Source organism: Sphingopyxis sp. LC363, from assembly GCF_000756385.1.
Classification (GTDB): domain Bacteria; phylum Pseudomonadota; class Alphaproteobacteria; order Sphingomonadales; family Sphingomonadaceae; genus Sphingopyxis.
Genome location: NZ_JNFC01000030.1, coordinates 1 through 12,113, shown reverse-complemented (window position 1 = coordinate 12,113; position 12,113 = coordinate 1). Strand labels below are relative to the sequence as shown.

Annotated in this window: 14 protein-coding genes; 7 read left to right on the top strand and 7 right to left on the bottom strand. The window is 65.1% G+C overall.

Annotated features, from left to right (window positions below):
- Positions 1 to 14: 14 nt before the first annotated feature.
- The 3 genes from FG95_RS12175 to FG95_RS12165 form a co-directional block, all read right to left on the bottom strand.
- Entirely contained in the window at positions 15 to 770 is a 756-nt protein-coding gene (locus FG95_RS12175; RefSeq protein WP_231729159.1) for a LuxR family transcriptional regulator, read from the bottom strand.
- A 278-nt stretch (positions 771 to 1,048) separates the two neighbouring features.
- Positions 1,049 to 1,954 carry a nucleotidyl transferase AbiEii/AbiGii toxin family protein gene (locus FG95_RS12170; protein ID WP_037556217.1) on the bottom strand — a complete coding sequence of 302 codons (906 nt, stop codon included), beginning with the start codon at positions 1,952 to 1,954 and terminating at the stop codon, positions 1,049 to 1,051.
- Positions 1,947 to 2,564: a type IV toxin-antitoxin system AbiEi family antitoxin domain-containing protein gene (locus FG95_RS12165; RefSeq protein WP_037556215.1), complete on the bottom strand. Its 618-nt coding sequence runs from the start codon at positions 2,562 to 2,564 to the stop codon at positions 1,947 to 1,949. The genes FG95_RS12170 and FG95_RS12165 overlap by 8 nt, the downstream gene beginning before the upstream one ends.
- Before the next feature lie 129 nt (positions 2,565 to 2,693).
- Between FG95_RS12165 and FG95_RS21245 the strand changes: the two genes are divergently transcribed.
- A complete protein-coding gene (locus tag FG95_RS21245) occupies positions 2,694 to 2,819 on the top strand; it encodes a hypothetical protein (protein ID WP_257545241.1) in 126 nt (41 codons plus the stop codon).
- 22 nt (positions 2,820 to 2,841) lie between these two features.
- On the opposite strand, the gene FG95_RS12160 is transcribed toward FG95_RS21245, so the two are convergent.
- The 4 genes from FG95_RS12160 to FG95_RS12145 are packed head-to-tail and all read right to left on the bottom strand — an operon-like array spanning position 2,842 to position 4,564.
- Positions 2,842 to 3,477 carry an SOS response-associated peptidase gene (locus FG95_RS12160; protein WP_235211552.1) on the bottom strand — a complete coding sequence of 212 codons (636 nt, stop codon included), beginning with the start codon at positions 3,475 to 3,477 and terminating at the stop codon, positions 2,842 to 2,844.
- 40 nt (positions 3,478 to 3,517) lie between these two features.
- Entirely contained in the window at positions 3,518 to 4,030 is a 513-nt protein-coding gene (locus FG95_RS12155) for a hypothetical protein (RefSeq protein ID WP_037556211.1), read from the bottom strand.
- A gap of 11 nt (positions 4,031 to 4,041) precedes the next feature.
- The gene (locus tag FG95_RS12150; protein ID WP_037556209.1) at positions 4,042 to 4,371 is read right to left on the bottom strand and encodes a hypothetical protein; all 330 of its coding nucleotides are present in this window, start codon (positions 4,369 to 4,371) and stop codon (positions 4,042 to 4,044) included.
- Between the two features lies 1 nt (position 4,372).
- Positions 4,373 to 4,564 (bottom strand): DUF6771 family protein, encoded by a 192-nt coding sequence (locus FG95_RS12145; RefSeq protein ID WP_037556207.1) that lies wholly within the window; start codon positions 4,562 to 4,564, stop codon positions 4,373 to 4,375.
- A gap of 234 nt (positions 4,565 to 4,798) precedes the next feature.
- On the opposite strand from FG95_RS12145, the gene FG95_RS12140 reads away from it, so the two are divergent.
- From FG95_RS12140 to FG95_RS12115, 6 genes are all read left to right on the top strand, one after another.
- Positions 4,799 to 5,200, top strand: coding sequence for a DUF2958 domain-containing protein (locus FG95_RS12140; RefSeq protein ID WP_037556205.1), 402 nt, complete (start codon positions 4,799 to 4,801; stop codon positions 5,198 to 5,200).
- Positions 5,201 to 5,324: 124 nt separating this feature from the next.
- Positions 5,325 to 7,451: a ParB/RepB/Spo0J family partition protein gene (locus tag FG95_RS12135; protein ID WP_037556203.1), complete on the top strand. Its 2,127-nt coding sequence runs from the start codon at positions 5,325 to 5,327 to the stop codon at positions 7,449 to 7,451.
- A gap of 125 nt (positions 7,452 to 7,576) precedes the next feature.
- Complete coding sequence (locus FG95_RS12130; protein ID WP_197411478.1) at positions 7,577 to 8,083, top strand: hypothetical protein; 507 nt, start codon at positions 7,577 to 7,579, stop codon at positions 8,081 to 8,083.
- Positions 8,076 to 8,576 carry a hypothetical protein gene (locus tag FG95_RS12125; protein WP_037556201.1) on the top strand — a complete coding sequence of 167 codons (501 nt, stop codon included), beginning with the start codon at positions 8,076 to 8,078 and terminating at the stop codon, positions 8,574 to 8,576. The genes FG95_RS12130 and FG95_RS12125 overlap by 8 nt, the downstream gene beginning before the upstream one ends.
- 93 nt (positions 8,577 to 8,669) lie before the next feature.
- A complete protein-coding gene (locus FG95_RS12120) occupies positions 8,670 to 9,314 on the top strand; it encodes a hypothetical protein (RefSeq protein ID WP_037556198.1) in 645 nt (214 codons plus the stop codon).
- A 93-nt stretch (positions 9,315 to 9,407) separates the two neighbouring features.
- Entirely contained in the window at positions 9,408 to 11,969 is a 2,562-nt protein-coding gene (locus FG95_RS12115; RefSeq protein WP_037556267.1) for a strawberry notch-like NTP hydrolase domain-containing protein, read from the top strand.
- Positions 11,970 to 12,113 lie beyond the last annotated feature (144 nt).

Below are 12,113 nucleotides of genomic sequence, written 5' to 3'. Positions count from 1 at the left end.
TTTATGTGCGAGCGTCAGAGCGGGCGCCACCAGTCATAGACATCCGAAAAGCCGATGACGCCGTCGAACAGGGCGCAGAGGATCAGCATTTGCCGACAAGGCACTGAATAGCGCTCGCGCGCGATCTTGAGATGACGGACCACGGTCTCTTCGCTGATGCCGAGGATGCTGGCGGTCTCGCCAGCAGTCTTGCCGCGGGCGGACCAGAGCACGCATTCGCGCTGCCGCTCGGTCAGCGCCGCCCGCGGAGTATAGGAGCCTGTCCCGATGAGCTGCCGCGCCGCGGCGAGCGCCACGGCGCCGACGATCTCGGCGGCGTGGAGCATCTCGAGCGGGATCCTGGCATTGGGAGCGACGGCAAAGGAGCAGCTTCCGGTCGCTTCGCCAGGCAAGTGCCGCGGCACCGTGAAGCCGTCGCCGATTCCGCTCTCGCGGGCGACCTTCAGCAACTGCCGGTCACCGCGAGAAAGCGGGATGTAGTGATCGACATTGCGCCATTGAAAACCCGTCATGGATTTTTCGCCGGCGCGCCGGATCGGGTCGGTGCCGCTGAGATCGAAGCCGACATAGACATTCGCCCAGGCGTCGGGATAATTATGCACGAGCATCGATGCACCCTCGCCGCCGCCGCCGCGGCGATCGAAGGCGAGCGCGAAAAGATCAAATCCCATGCGGTCGGCGGCGTTCGACAGGGCGGCAAAGAGCCGTTCTTCCTTGTCGGCGCCTGATATGTCGTGTGCGAGTTCCTCCGTCAGATTAAAATGCTTCACGTCGATTCATCGGCCGCCGACGCGTTCCCGACCCGTCCGCCCGCGATCCGCTCCATGGCTCATCGCTCCCGTTTCCTCTCCGGGAGACAATGAAGTTGGACAAGCTGCGCGATGGTCCTCGCACTGCGGCGGGCGGGTGATACCTCAGCCTCTATACGCAATGCCGATCGCCTCTTCGGTGTAACGACAGGAAATCACCTGATAAAGCGGCTTGGTGCACCAATCGGACCCAGATTGACACCTAATGCCTTAATACGCCGACCGCGGCGGAGCCGGCGTCACGCACCGGCGGCATCTGGAGTCGAAGTGGCGATCGAAACGTCATGGGCAAGCAGTCGTTCGCAGCTCGGCGCGACAAGGCCCCAGACCGCGTCGATCACGGCGGAGAATGTCACGCCTTCAAGCTCAAGGCTCGCGGCATAGGCATCCCATTGCCGCCGCTTGTCGCCGTCTTCGAACATGGCAGCCGAGAGCCCCGGCGGACGGTCAGCCGGGATCGGCGTGCCGCGTCGATCGAATGTCGCCGCAAGTGCTGCGTCGAGCGCTTGAGCATTGATGTCGCAGGCCTGCGGAATCGCCCAGAGGTCGTAGAAATCCTTCATGCGACCATTGGCGATCCCGAGCGCTACCATCGCCTGAAATTTCTCTGCGATGACGCTTGTCGGCGAATAGGTGCGGATCTCCGGATCGGGAAAGTCCAGCAGCGTCGCGAAGGAAGTCGGCGGCGCCGGATCCGAGAGGGCGTCGCCAAAGCCGAGGTCGATCGTGATCGGGATGCGCGTTCGTTCGAGAAAGGCGGTCGTTGTTAGCCGCATGCCGCCATATTCGGCTCCCTCGCGGATCGGCCGCGCGGTGAGTGCGTCGATATCGAAAGTCAGCCCGTCAGCCGCCTCGATTTTCATGATCGCGCCGAAATCCGCTATCAGCCGTTCGGCGCTTGCATCGCCGAAGGCGAGAAAGTCGGCGTCGCGGGTGACTCGATTATCGTCTTCGAGCCAGAGCGTGACGAGAAGACCGCCTTTGAGAATGAACTGGTCCCGTAGCGGCGAGAGCGACAGTCGGTAAAGCAGGCGCTCGAGCGCGAAGCGAACGAGCAGAACGTCGAAGGGCTGACGCTCCTTGCGCGCCAATTGGAGCAGCCGGTCCTTGACCGAGGCTGCCAGATTGACGGGTGCCTTAGCCATTGAAGCTGAGCGCCTCGAGATAGGGCTGCATTCGCTTCCAGACCCCGCCCGCTGCCGCGGCCTCGGCGATGTCACCGGGACTCGTCTTGCGCTGGTCGAGCGCTGCGCGCAGACTCTCGACCGCAACCGAGCGATCGACGAGGCGCGGATTACGGAACAGGTCGGCCAGCGTTTTGGGAACCGAATAGATGGGAACATCGACCCCGGCGACCTTGTGATGCTCGATCCCCTGGCGTCGATATTTGTCGGCGAGGCGGACGATCCGGACAGGCGGATAATCGATGACCGGTGCCCAGTCGCTGGGTCCTATTGCTACCCAGACCCGCCGCGGCATCTGGTCGGTGAGCCCGTGGAAAGCGAGCGCCGATACCATGGCGATAACCCCGTTCGGGATGCGCTTGGTGATTTCGGCGAGGCCTTGGTCGGTGTCGATCGGCGCGCCGTGAAGCTGATAGAGTCCTCGCGCGATACGGTCGATGTCGCCACTGTCGACCGCGCGAGCGATGGTTTCGGGTGCCACGCCTGCGGCGCGTAGCTCGCGCGCGCGCAGGATCGGATGCGCGCCAAAGAGCGCTCGAAGCGTCTCGCCTTGCGTTATCGATGTGTGCATGTGACAAAACCTCTAACTTAAATGCGATGTATCATAGGTTTTGTCACATGTCATGCAATGATTATGGCGTTCGGAGATGGCCCCGATTCCACTATTTCCTACATTCACCGGTCATGGCATGCCGGTCAGATGGATCAGGAACCGAAATGGAAATCGCGCGCGCTGGCGATCGAATTCTGGTTCGCCGCTGTTCTCGTCGGCGGCTCCTTCATTGCCGGCCTCATCGGCGCGATCCGGTCGCTATTCGGCGGGTGACGTCGCCCCGCTATCCAGCTTCTCAAAGGAGCGTCGGGGCATACGCGCTCGGGGGCTTGCGGCTGAACCACGGGACGTCGGTCCGCTCAACCTCCAACCGGCTTGCCGGATATTGGGTAACGAGCTTCATTGCCTCCTCAGCCGAAGCTTGCAGCCAGGCGTCATGATCGGCGGCGTGAAGAATGACCGGCATCCGGTCGTGAATGTCGAACAGCTCCTCGGTCGCATCGACCATCACCATCGTATAGCAATCGCCCCACTCGTTGGTCGGACGCCAGAGCCCGGCGCAGGCGGCGAGCGGCTGGTCGACGACGCTTAGCCAGGTTCGCGTCATCTTGCCCTTCTCGCCTTCGGCTTCGGCGAAGGCCGTGATCGGGATCAGACAGCGCTGGGCGGGATTGGTAAACCATGTTCGCCAGAAGGTCATCAGCTTGTCGTCGCGGGCATTGTTGACGGGCTTGGGCTTGCTCGTCGGTTTCATATGCTTGAGCCGCACCGGGAAGCCCCAGGTCATCGACTGGAGCGCGCGCGTGCCCGCGTCGTCACGGACCACAAATCCTTGTCCGCCGGGATAGACTTCGCCGGGTTGCGCATTGGTGAGCGGACGCCGCGCACCGAACGCCGAGGCCACTTCGGCGACCGAAGCCTTGAGGGTCACGAGATTGCACATGGCGGCGAGTCCCCTTGGGTGGTTTCGGTCAGGCCGCGCCGAGCATTTCGTCGAAATTCTGCTGGATCGGCGGCATGATGCTGAAGCTATTCTTGGGGAAAGGTCGCAACATGTCCAGCGGCGGCCGCGCCCCCATCAACCAGTCGAACCAGTCCTCGGGGCGGACCACGCCGACGTGGCGATCCTTGTGCGGCGCCAGATCGTCATAGGCCGGGACGGTGAGCACCGCGAAGCTCTCAGGCCACAGGCGGTGCGCCGGACGCCAGACCGCTGCGATGCAGAAGAAAGGCTCGTCGCTGATGAGGCTTGCGGCGTAGATCGTCTTGCCGCGCTTCACGAGGCCGAACTCATTGGCGAGCAGCAGACAGGGGCGATCAATGATCGCGGTCTCGGACTTCAGGAGCGGGATCTGGAATATATCGGCATCGCGCGAGGGCAGCCCCCACAGCATCTCCTTCTCGCATTCGCGCTGGCCGTTCCACACCATCACGCGGTGGAGCTTGCCGATGCCGACCAGCGCGTCGTCCGTCTCGATATCCATGAACTCAGTCCTCAGGCGCGGAAACGGCTGAGCGCGCGCTTCCATTCGCGTTCTTCGGGCATCGGCAGGGCGATGTCATCGGGGCTCGGGTCGACGAGCTCGATCCGCACCGGGCGGACGCGCTTGCCCGTCCGCGCGCCGCAGCGAACACACCAGAATTTCTGGCACGCCTTGACGAGATTGCCGTCCCACATCCTGCACTCGAAGCGCCACCAGATCCCATAGGGATTGAACGTCGCACTATGCCCGCAGCGGCAAACGGGCTTGATCGCCCGAAACCAGGCCGCGGCCTCGAAGACATGCGTGGCGCGATGCTGTCCGTCCTTTGTCCATCCGCCCACGTCACAGGGAGAGTCCAAGCTGGTCGGGGCTTGCGGGCTCCGCGCCGGCACGGACGCTCTCGACGATCGCACGGGCGAGTTCGAACGCGGCCTCGACACGGATGTGATTCGTCGGCGCGGTGATACCCACGCGCGCCCAGCCAGGGGCGGAAAGGATGGTCTCTGCGACTCGGGCAGTATCGATATTGTCCATGCCCTAATGAGAACATAGAGAGAACAATTTGGCAAGTGGGTGACCGGGACAGCGCGGGCGGCCTGCGTGGTCAGCGGGCGCTTGCTGCCGCTGCCGCCCGTCGCCGCCCGGTCCGGGGCGCGCGGCCGCCACCGGCAACGCCAGAAACCGGCGAGGAAGAGATGGCCCGCCCCTGGGCGGCGGACCGCGCGCGGCGAGAGAGGCTCGCCGCCGGTCGCCCCAGGAGAAAGTACCATGAAACTCTTGACCCCCGCGCTCGAGGCGCAGCTTCGCGCCAATCTGGCCACCCGGATCGACACGCTTTCGCGCGGCGAACGCGAGCCGGACCCCAAACCGGTCGTCCGCCTGTTCAGCCCCGTCGGCGCGGCGACCTGGCTCGCGACCGAGATCGATGCGGACGGTATTTTCTTCGGCCTCGCCGATCTCGGCTTCGGCTGCCCCGAACTCGGCAGCTTCGCGCTGTCCGAACTCGAGTCCGTCCGCCTTCCGTTCGGCCTCACGATCGAACGCGACCTCCACTTCACGGCAAGCCACCCGCTATCGGCTTATGCCGAAGCGGCGCGGCGAGCGGGGTCGATCGTGTTGGGGGAGCAAAGGCTCCGGCGCGCGGTCGAACGACTTTCGGGGCGCGGCTGACGCGCCTGGCCGCCTGCCGGGACCGCCACGCGCGGCCCCCGGGAGGAAGAGGGGGGCTGGCGCCTTCGTGACGGGTCCAGGAGCCGGGAGAGTGTCTCGCGGCGGCCCGTCATGGAGAAAGCCCATGGCCAGACAGGCCCCGAAACTCATCCTCAGCCCGTCGCGCGACATCCCGTTCGACCGGCTGTTTCTCTCCCAGTCCAATGTCCGGCGGGTGAAAGCCGGCGTGTCGGTCGAGGCGCTCGCCGACGATATCGACCGGCGAACCCTGCTCCAGAGCCTCAACGTCCGGCCCGAACGCGACGCCTCGGGAAAGGAGACGGGCCGCTATGAAATACCGGCCGGGGGGCGGCGCTATCGCGCGCTCGAACTGCTGGTGAAGCGGAAGCGTCTCGCGAATGATGCGCCAATCCCCTGCGTCGTGCGCGCGGCGGACAGCGATATTCTCGCCGAGGACGACAGTTTCGCCGAAAATGCCATGCGCGAGAGCCTCCATCCGCTCGACCAGTTTCGCGCGATGCAGGCGATGGTCGACAAGGGCGACGATGTCGAGGCGATCGCGGCGCATCATTTCACCACCCCCGCGGTCGTGCGCCAGCGGCTGAAGCTCGCCGCGGTGTCACCGAAGCTCCACGACATCTATGCCGACGACGGGATGACGCTCGACCAGTTGATGGCCTTCACCGTCGCCGACGATCATCAGCGCCAGGAGGAGCTCTGGGCGCAGCTCGATCACAGTTTCAACAAGAGCCCCGGCTTCATCCGCCAGAAACTCACCGAGGACAGCGTAAGGGTCACCGACAAGCGCGCAGCGTTCGTCGGCGTCGATACCTATGTCACGGCAGGCGGCGGCGTGGTGCGCGACTTGTTTGAGGCCGACGGAGGCGGCTGGCTCACCGACCCGGCGCTGCTCGACCGGCTGGTCGACGAAAGATTGAAAGCTGAAGGCGAGCGCATTCTCGCCGAGGGCTGGAAATGGGTGACCACCTCGATCGACCTGCCGTGGGACGCGACGCGCGACCTGCGCGCGATCGACCGCACGGAGGTCCCGATGACCGACGATGAACAGGCCCGCGTCGCCGCACTCGAGGCTGAAAGCGAGGCGCTTTGCGAGCAATGGTCCGAGGTGCCGGACGTGCCCGCCGAAGTGCATGCGCGGATCGATGCCATCGACGCCGAACTCGGCGCGCTCGTCGACCGCCCGCTCGTCTTCGATCCCGCCGAGATGGGACGCGCTGGCGCCTTCGTCTCGATCGACCGCGACGGATCGGTGCGGAACGAGCGCGGGTTCGTGCGGGCTGAGGACGAGCCGGAGCGGGAACTGGCCGATGGCGAGGCTGATCCGGAAACGGAAGCAGGGGGCGAAGGGTCCGGCCTGCGTGGCGGCGGGGATGGCGATCACGTCATACCGCCTGTGGGCAGCGATGGCGAAGACGAATCCGATGCGCTGCGTCCGCTTCCCGATCGCCTCGTGTCGGATCTCACCGCATGGCGCACGCTCGCGCTCCAGGACGCCTTTGCCCAGGATCCGGCCATTGCCTTCGCTGCGGTGCTCCATGCCCTTGTTCTCGGCTGTTTCTATTCCGCTACCCGCGAAAGTTGCGTCGAGATCGCGGCGAACCGCGTCTATTTCAGCAACGCGCCGACGAACCTGCGCGATTGCGCGCCGGCGCAGGCGATCGACGCGCGCGCGTCGGCATGGAAAGAGCGGCTCCCGCAGGACGACAAGGAGCTTTGGGACTTTCTGCTGACCCTCGACGGCGAGGAGCAGGCGAAACTCCTCGCGCACTGCACCTCGCTCTGCGTCAATGCCCAGGCCGAGATCGTTCCCAAATACGACAATGGCCGCATCTCGGCGCACGGCGTGGCGCGCCGGATCGCGCACAGCGATGTGCTGGCGCGGGCGGTTGGGCTCGATCTCGTTGCAGCGGGCTGGCGGCCGACGGTCGAGGGCTATTTCCGCTCGGTGACGAAACCGCGGATCCTCGCCGACGTCGCCGAGGCGCGCGGGACGCAATTTGCCGAGATGATCGATCATCTCAAGAAGGCCGACATGGCGCGCGAGGCGGAACGGCTTCTCGAAGATGCGGCCTGGCTTCCTGAGCCGATGCGCACGCCGGGGCTCGACGATGCTGAACTCGGCGACGCGGAGGGCGATCCCGCCGACTCAGAATTGCCTCCTTTCCTTGCCGAGGATGCAGTCGAACTGGACGGCGCGAACGACGCCGAACTGCCTGTCGCGGCCGAATAATCGGCTTCCGCCCATCACTGACAATCGAACCTCGGACCCGGCAGCGATGCCGGGCCGGGCCCTTTTTTGGAGACCTGACATGAATAATTCAAATCCCATTCGCCGCTCCAACGATGGAGGCTGTCATGGCTGATCGCGTTCCCGCATCGATCGAGATCGGCGGCGAAATCTCTGCTCCAGTTTTCGCAGAGCTGCTCCATATCATCGCCTTTGAGGGCCTGTCGCCCGAATGGGGCGGCGAGCCCTTCGACGCCGAAAGCCGCGTCGTGGGCCAGCCGCTCGCGCTGTTCGACGAGAGTTGCGCCTGGGGCAAGATCGACAATCTCGAGGCCTTCTGCGTCGAGAAAAGTCTGCCCTTTGTCCGTTGGTCGGGCAGCTATCCCGGCGAATGGTCGCCCGAGCGGCTCGTCTACCGCGGCTCGGGTACGGTCGACAGCTATATGATCGATGAAAGCGACCGGGTCCTGCTCGATCGCCGTCTGCTCGTCGAGCTCGGCTCGATCGAGGCTGCGATGGCCTATTTCGACACCGCGGAATTCGCAGTGCCGCCGCTGGTTGTCGAGGGCGATCCGCCGCCGGTACCGGCGGCGGCGGAAAGCGCGGCCGCACCGCGGGAGGCGAGCCATGGCTGATTATTTTTCCCAGACCGTTATCCGTCCGGATATCCCGCGCACTGCGATGACCGCGCTCGAATATAAGGTTCTCGGCCAGATATTCGATCATGAGGATGTCGGCGACGATGTCTATTTCTGCGCCGGCCATGGTCCGAACGATCTGCTGTTCCTGGACCTCGCGGAGGTGAAGGCGCTGCTCACCGAAGATGACGGTGTCGCAAGCGGCCTTGCCGATCTCGTCCGGCAGGAGATTGCCAAATGCGATGCCGACGATGCCGAGCTCGAACTCGATATGTCGGCGATCGGCTTCGAGGGCATTTTCCAGGACATCGTTCAGCGGTCGGCGCTCGACCATGTCGAGGTCGAGGCCGCATGGACCTGCTCGAAAATGCGGCCCGACGGTTTCGGCGGCGCCGCGACGCTGATCACGGCGGACGATATCGAAGCGGTCTCGACGGCGGGATGGCTTGAGGAGGCCATCGCCCGTCTGTCGGGCGATGCCCCTGACTGACGCCTGTCCAGACCATCGTTCACCGACTGCGAAAGCCCGGCCCGCGCGCCGGGCTTTCGCCTTTTCTGGCTCTTGACGCGAGAGGAAGATGTCATGCCCTCGATTATCCAAACGACCGTGTGTTGCCTTGATGAACTGCCCGAGGCCGCAAAGGAGAAGGCACGCGCCTGGTATCGCGAAGGCGGTTTCGACTATGACTGGTTCGAATTTGTTTATGAGGACTTCGAGCGCGTCTGCGACATATTGGGGGTCCGTCTCGACATGACCTCGGTGCGCCTCTTCGGCGGCGGGACGCGCCGGAAGCCCTGCATTTGGTTTTCCGGCTGCTGGAGCCAGGGTGACGGCGCCTGTTTCGAAGGCGATTACAGTTACGCCAAGGGCGCGTTGGCGACGATCCGCCGCTACGCGCCCAAGGATGTCGAACTTCATCGCATCGCCGATGCCCTTGGCTCGATTCAGCGCCGCAACTTCTATCAGCTTAGCGCGCGCATTGGCCATCGCGGTCGCTATTATCACGAATATAGCATGGACATTGTCGTCGAGCGCGACAGCCCCGTCGTCCAGGATATGACGGCTGACGCCGAAGAGGATGTAAGCGAGGCGCTGCGCGACCTGGCCCGCTGGCTCTACGGGCGGCTCGATGACGAATATGAGCATCTGACGTCCGACGCGGCGATCGACGAGATGATCCGCCTCAACGAATATGGCTTCACCGAGGATGGGGTTCGCTTCGGTTGAGAGGGAGAGGCGGGGCCGGGAGGGGGAACCCCCGGATCCTGGAGAGAGCAGCGGGCGGTTCATTCCTGCCCCGCTCTCCTGAGGATTTCAGCCATGCATATGACCTTCCCCGATGCGGCGCGCGGCGCCGCGGCGGCCGCTCGTCCCAGCTCGGTCGCGCCAGCTTCCCGGCGCCTGCTCGATGCCGCTCAGGCGCTTCAGCCTCTGCTCGAGGCGGGCCACCCCTTTTCCACGGCCCAGCTGCGCGAGGCGATGGCACGCGCCTTTGGCGCGAGCGATGCTGCCGGTGCGTGGGACTGGAAGGCGGCTTATGATGCGTGCGAGGCGGCGCAGATCCTGCTGCTTCGCCGCTACGGCGGCGCGCTTGCGACGCAAAACCGCTCGCCGCAACGCGTGCTTGCGATGTGGGAGCGACTTGCCGCGCGCATTCCCACCCAGACGCGCCGCTCAGAGGAAGGCCAGTCACTCCAGCAATTCTCGACGCCTTTGCCGCTCGCCTTTGTGGCGGCGCACGCGGCCTCGATCCATGCCGGAGACCGCGTGCTCGAACCCTCGGCCGGGACAGGCATGCTCGCGATCCACGCCGAACTTGCGGGGGCGAGCCTCGCGCTCAACGAGTTGGCCGACGGTCGCGCCGAGCTTCTCGAGCTACTGTTTCCCGCCGTGCCAATCACGCGTCATGATGGCGCGTCGATCGACGACCGCCTCGACGCTTCTTTCGTCCCCGACGTCGTCCTCATGAACCCGCCCTTCTCCGCCACGGCGCACGTCGACCGCCCGATGCGAGGCACTGCACTTCGCCATATCGCCTCCGCGCTCGCGCGGCTCCGCGACGGCGGTCGGCTGGTCGCGATCATGGGGGCGAATTGCGCACCCGATGCCGCGGCCTTCCGCGCGGGGTTCGTCGGGTTACAGGAGCGGGCGACGATCCTGTTCTCCGCCGCGATCGCTGGAAAAGTCTACGCCAAGCACGGCACCACGACCGCGACGCGACTGCTTGTTATCGACAAGGTACCCGTGGCCGATCCATCGATGCTGCCGGCGAGCCATGGCGAAGCGCCCGACCTGGCGACGCTTCTTGCCTGGGTGACCAGCCATGTTCCGCCGCGGCCTGCCCCGCCGCCCCCTGCGCCAACAGCGGCAATGCCATTCATGCGCGACGCAGCGGCTTCTCGGGGGCCTCTTGCCAGGGGAGCCACGCGTCCGGAGAAGACCGCGCGCGTCGCTTCGGGCGAGCTTGTCTATGAGACGATCGAGTGGTCACCGCCCGTCGGACAACTTGGCGAGGCGATCTACGAGCCCTATGCGCTCCAGTCCTTGCGCATTGCGGGGGCGTCTCCCCATCCGACCGCGCTCGTCCAGTCGGCGGCGATGGCGTCGGTCGCGCCGCCGCGCCCTTCCTATCGGCCGCATCTTCCCGAAAATCTCGTTAGCGACGGCCTCCTGTCCGACGCGCAGCTGGAATCGGTCATCTACGCCGGCGAGGCCCATGCCGGTCATTTGTCGGGCGCCTGGACGGTCGACGAGACCGCGGATGTCGTGAGTGCGGCGAGCGACGATAATGAGGCAGCGGTCCAGTTCCGGCGCGGCTGGTTCCTTGGCGACGGCACCGGCGCCGGCAAGGGCCGACAGGTCGCGGGGATCATTCTCGACAACTGGTTGAAGGGCCGGCGCCGCGCGCTCTGGATCTCGAAGTCGGACAAGCTGCTCGAGGACGCGCAGCGCGACTGGTCGGCGCTCGGGCAGGAGCGCCTGCTCGTCACGTCGCTGTCGCGCTTCCGCCAGGGTACGCCGGTCCGGCTTGCCGAAGGCATCCTCTTCACCACCTATGCGACGCTTCGCTCGCAGGGCCGCGAGGGCAAGGCGAGCCGCATCGAGCAGATCGCCGAATGGCTCGGGCCTGACTTCGACGGCGCGATCATTTTCGATGAAGCCCATGCGATGGCCAATGCGGCGGGTGGAAAGGGCGAGCGCGGCGACCAGAAACCGTCGCAGCAGGGGCGAGCGGGATTGCGACTTCAGCACGCGCTTCCCGACGCGCGCATCGTCTATGTCTCCGCGACAGGGGCGACGACGGTGCAGAACCTCGCCTATGCGCAGCGGCTCGGCCTGTGGGGCGGGAACGACTTTCCGTTCGCTTCGCGCAGCGAGTTCGTCGCCGCGATCGAGCAGGGCGGCGTGGCGGCAATGGAGGTGCTCGCGCGCGACCTCAAGGCGCTCGGCCTCTACGCGTCACGGTCGCTGTCGTTCGATGGGGTCGAATATGAGCTGCTCGAACATAAGCTCACCGACGAGCAGCGACGCATCTACGACAGCTATGCCGGTGCCTTCCAGGTCATCCACAACAATCTCGCCGCGGCGATGGAGGCGGCGGGGGTGACGAGCGCCGAGCATGGCACGCTCAATGCGCAGGCGAAATCGGCGGCGCGATCGGCATTCGAGAGCACCAAGCAGCGCTTCTTCAACCATCTCATCACCGCGATGCAGACCCCGAGCGCCATCGCAAGCATCGCTCGCGACATTGAGGCGGGCCATGCGGCCGTCGTCCAGATCGTCTCGACTGGGGAAGCGTTGCAGGAGCGCCGGCTCGCCGAGATCCCGGTGGAGGATTGGGGCGACGTGTCGGTCGACATCACCCCGCGCGAATACATCTAATGTTGAGCTCAACATTACACGAGTTCTTTGCAGTCGCAGTTTATGTCGAGCGTGGCGGCGCGAGGCGCAGGTTTCCTTCGGTTTTCCATGATTTCACTCCAGATATTATGAGGGTTAGAGAGAGTGTTCGGAGACGGGTCAGGC

What these genes read in the sequence shown, in the direction of transcription:
- FG95_RS12170 (WP_037556217.1), bottom strand. Translation starts at nt 1,954, where the DNA reads ATGGCTAAGGCACCCGTCAATCTGGCAGCCTCGGTCAAGGACCGGCTG.
- FG95_RS12165 (WP_037556215.1), bottom strand. Translation starts at nt 2,564, where the DNA reads ATGCACACATCGATAACGCAAGGCGAGACGCTTCGAGCGCTCTTTGGC.
- FG95_RS21245 (WP_257545241.1), top strand. Translation starts at nt 2,694, where the DNA reads ATGGATCAGGAACCGAAATGGAAATCGCGCGCGCTGGCGATCGAATTC.
- FG95_RS12155 (WP_037556211.1), bottom strand. Translation starts at nt 4,030, where the DNA reads ATGGATATCGAGACGGACGACGCGCTGGTCGGCATCGGCAAGCTCCAC.
- FG95_RS12145 (WP_037556207.1), bottom strand. Translation starts at nt 4,564, where the DNA reads ATGGACAATATCGATACTGCCCGAGTCGCAGAGACCATCCTTTCCGCC.
- FG95_RS12140 (WP_037556205.1), top strand. Translation starts at nt 4,799, where the DNA reads ATGAAACTCTTGACCCCCGCGCTCGAGGCGCAGCTTCGCGCCAATCTG.
- FG95_RS12135 (WP_037556203.1), top strand. Translation starts at nt 5,325, where the DNA reads ATGGCCAGACAGGCCCCGAAACTCATCCTCAGCCCGTCGCGCGACATC.
- FG95_RS12130 (WP_197411478.1), top strand. Translation starts at nt 7,577, where the DNA reads ATGGCTGATCGCGTTCCCGCATCGATCGAGATCGGCGGCGAAATCTCT.
- FG95_RS12125 (WP_037556201.1), top strand. Translation starts at nt 8,076, where the DNA reads ATGGCTGATTATTTTTCCCAGACCGTTATCCGTCCGGATATCCCGCGC.
- FG95_RS12120 (WP_037556198.1), top strand. Translation starts at nt 8,670, where the DNA reads ATGCCCTCGATTATCCAAACGACCGTGTGTTGCCTTGATGAACTGCCC.
- FG95_RS12115 (WP_037556267.1), top strand. Translation starts at nt 9,408, where the DNA reads ATGCATATGACCTTCCCCGATGCGGCGCGCGGCGCCGCGGCGGCCGCT.